Annotated in this window: 2 protein-coding genes; both read right to left on the bottom strand. The window is 54.2% G+C overall.

Features of this window, described 5'->3' with window-relative positions:
* Positions 1-811 precede the first annotated feature (811 nt).
* On the bottom strand, positions 812-1,753 hold the full coding sequence (locus tag ACZ4Z4_RS38190; protein ID WP_093200084.1) for an IS110 family RNA-guided transposase: 942 nt from the start codon (positions 1,751-1,753) through the stop codon (positions 812-814).
* A 232-nt stretch (positions 1,754-1,985) separates the two neighbouring features.
* Complete coding sequence (locus tag ACZ4Z4_RS38185; protein ID WP_093206837.1) at positions 1,986-3,161, bottom strand: integrase core domain-containing protein; 1,176 nt, start codon at positions 3,159-3,161, stop codon at positions 1,986-1,988.
* Positions 3,162-3,421: the final 260 nt, after the last annotated feature.

Raw genomic sequence — 3,421 nt, 5'->3', positions numbered from 1 at the left:
TTTTGTTGAGCCTTCGGTGATTCCGCAGGCGGTTAGGCCGCTGAAGCGGATGTTGGATTTTACTCAGGCGGCTCGGTTGAGGTTGGCGGGGAATGCCTGATTTGCGGTGGGTTGGTTTGTGTACATATCCGTTGCTGCGGTAACGGCGGCTTAGGGTTCCGCTCTTACAGCGGGTCACTTTTGGCAAACGCCCCAAAAGTAACCAAAAGGTCTTTGCCCCACCACTCGGTGCCTCGCTTAGGCTCGGCATGCCCGCACTCCGGCCCGCTTCCGCGGGCCGCCGCGACGGGCCATCCATGGCCCGGCGCGGCTAAATCGGCATCCCTGCCGGTTTACCCGCTCCACCGTGCCTACTTGCGGCCATCGTGGTTAACGGGGCCCGCAGATCAAAATCAAAAGCAGATCAAGAGCACAGCGGCCTCCCGGCCGGCTTGAGTGTTAAAAGCAAAGGCAAAGACCAGAGCGAAAGCAAAGCTGCTTTTCTGTGGGAGCTGGCTTGCCTGCGATGCAGACAACTCGGTTTTTCAGATACACCGAGTCGATGCCATCGCAGGCAAGCCAGCTCCCACATTTGACCGTGCCCGCTTTAGATTTTGATTTTGCTCTTCAACACTCAAGCCGGCCGGGAGGCCGCTGTGCTCTTGATCTGCTTTTGATCTTGATCTTAGGCGCCCCGTTAAACCACGCTGGCCGAACGCAGGCTTTGGAGCGTGGGTAACCCGGCAGGACGCCGGGTTAGCCGCGCTGGGCCAAGGATGGCCCATCGCGGCGGCCCACGGTCCAAAGCCGGAGTGAGCAACCGTGTCGAATCTCAAGCCATTTCAGCGAAATGTTTTTGATCTCGGACCATCGCATTCAGGATCGTCAGCAGCTTTCTCATGCATGCAACCAGCGCCACTTTCTTCGTCTTCCCTGCAGCAAGCAGACGGTTGTAGAACCTCTCGATCACCGGGTTATGGCTCTTCGAGGACAAGACAGCCATGTAAAGCACACTTCGCACCTCAGCTCGACCACCCCATATCCGTCTACGTCCTTTGTACAGGCCGCTATCGCAGTTAAAAGGGGCCACACCAACCAATGCAGCCACTTGTTTGCGATTCACTTTGCCTAGCTCAGGAACCATCGCCAGCAGCGAAAGTGCGAGCACATTGCCAACACCTGAGACCTCGCGCAGCAAATCATAATTGGCCTTCCAGGCCGGCGAAGCTTTGATCGCTTCGTGCAAGTCATCGTCTGTACTTTTAAGACGCTTTTGAAGCCAGACGATATGTGCCTTGATATCCCGTCGAAGCGCCTTGAATACCGCCTGTTTCAGTCGAGACTCCTCCGCCACGATCATATCGATAAGCTGACGGCGTCTAGTCAGTAGATCTGCCAGTTCACGAGCGTGTTCATCTGGCATCTCCCGAATTTCGGGTTTGACCGCCTGAGCAAACTCCGCAATCACCTGGGCATCCAGAGCGTCGGTTTTAGCCAGCCGTCCGGTAGCCTTAGCGAAATCACGGACCTGACGGGGATTGACAACAACGACTGGTAATCCAGCAGCGCAAAGCTCGGCAGCGGCAAGCCGCTCATATCCGCCAGTTGCTTCCAGCACCACTAAAGCGGGCATCTGAGCCTTGAGATGCTTAGCTAAACGCTGGATATCTTCTGGAGTATTGAAAAACTGCTCGACTTGGCCAGTAGTGCTGACGAATGAGTCGAGCTTGTTTTTGGAAACATCAATTCCGACGAACGCAGAGTCATGGTCCATGGCGTTTTCCTCACGTCCAACCTTGCAGAATCGGGCTTTACGCCCAGGCAACCGTTCGGACTAGTTTAGAAAAGAACCTGCTTCGACCCATGCTCACTCACGATCTTGAAATCTGAGGGCACCACGGTCTGAAGCAGGTGAAAATAATCTTACAAGGGCACACCGAGCCTAAGCGAGGTGCCGAGTGGTGGGGCATGTACGGGACAACCACATGGGTTACAAAAAAGTGCCTTCACATAGGTGACACTTTGATTGAAACATAACCGTTTTTTGCATCCCTAGCGTTTACTCGGCCCAAGATCACCGGACCGAAGATCACATTCCATATGCCATCACTGATCATCTCCATTCCGATGGTTTGATGGCTCAGCAAATTACCAACATAAATCCTTAGACCTGCTCGATTGATGATCCCACTACTGTCTGCCAGGTAACACTCGACATGACTCGCATAGCCCATCTCCGGCAACCGCTCCGGATAGACTCGTGTTGAAGGCATGTAACACGAGGCTGGCGTTTTCTGCCCAAGAGCCTCGTGTCCACGCTCGTAATTATAGTGCTGCACGAAGCGATCAAAGTGACGCTGCTGAGCATCCCACGCAACCGCCGGTGGTTGGGGTAACGTACTTTTCAGCGTCCTGTGCATACGTTCGTGGCGCCCGTTCTGATCAGGGCGGCCCGGTTCAATTCGCTCAGGAATGATCCCAAGTCGTAGCCACCAGATCGATAGCTGCGACAGCCCGGCACGGCCCGTGCTGGCAAACGGCACACCGTTGTCGGTACGGATGCGCTCAGGCAGCCCATATTCGCGGAAAACCCGCTCGAAGGTTTGCTGGGTTTCCTTGAAATTGGTGCTGGCCATACTCTCGCAGGCCAGTAAAAAGCGACTCGCGTGATCCATTATCGTCAACGGATAACACCACACACCTGCCCCTGTCAGAAATTGCCCTTTGTAATCAGCGCTGAAAAGCTGGTTGGGGATTTCTGCCTTACGTAAAGGCTTGGGATAGACAGCTACACGCGGGCGCAATTGCCGAGGCGTGATCAAATCAGCGGCCTTGAGGATGTTGTAAATGGTGGTTTTTGAGGGTGGGTTCTGCCCAGGAAAACGCCGTATCAAGTCGTTCTGGATCTTCTTCGGGCCGGGAACCGTTTCTCCAGTCGAACGCAATTCAATAATTGCCTGCCGGACAGCAAAAGGGACCACATACGTCTGATTGTGGCGGCTGCGACTTCGCTCTTCGAGGCCTCTGGGCCCCTCCGCTTTGTAGCGCTCGACCCATTTATAGCCAGTCTTGCGACTGATTTGATGGTCCAGGCACAGCTGGCTAAAGCTGTGCTCGTCCTCCAAATAGTCGGCGATGAACTTCACTCTGAGGTCCATAGGTTTCAGCTCTTTCCAGGGCATGGTCAGATCCTCGCGAAATCGACCCTGCCAGTTAAAAAACTGTTACCTATGTGCGTGAACTAATTTGTAACCCATGTGGGTGAGTCATACCGGCAAGAGCGTTTTGCTTACTTTTGCGCTTTTCAAAAGTGAGCCGCTGTAAGAGCGGAACCATAGGCGGCCGTTACCTAAATAACGGATATACACCCAGCCAACTCCCCCCCAAAACAAATGTCGCCTCTGAAATCAGACCAGGCTTTCGTCAATCACCAACACCAGCT

The organism is Streptomyces sp. NPDC030245, assembly GCF_055572995.1.
This window is presented reverse-complemented; position numbering and strand designations above follow the sequence as displayed.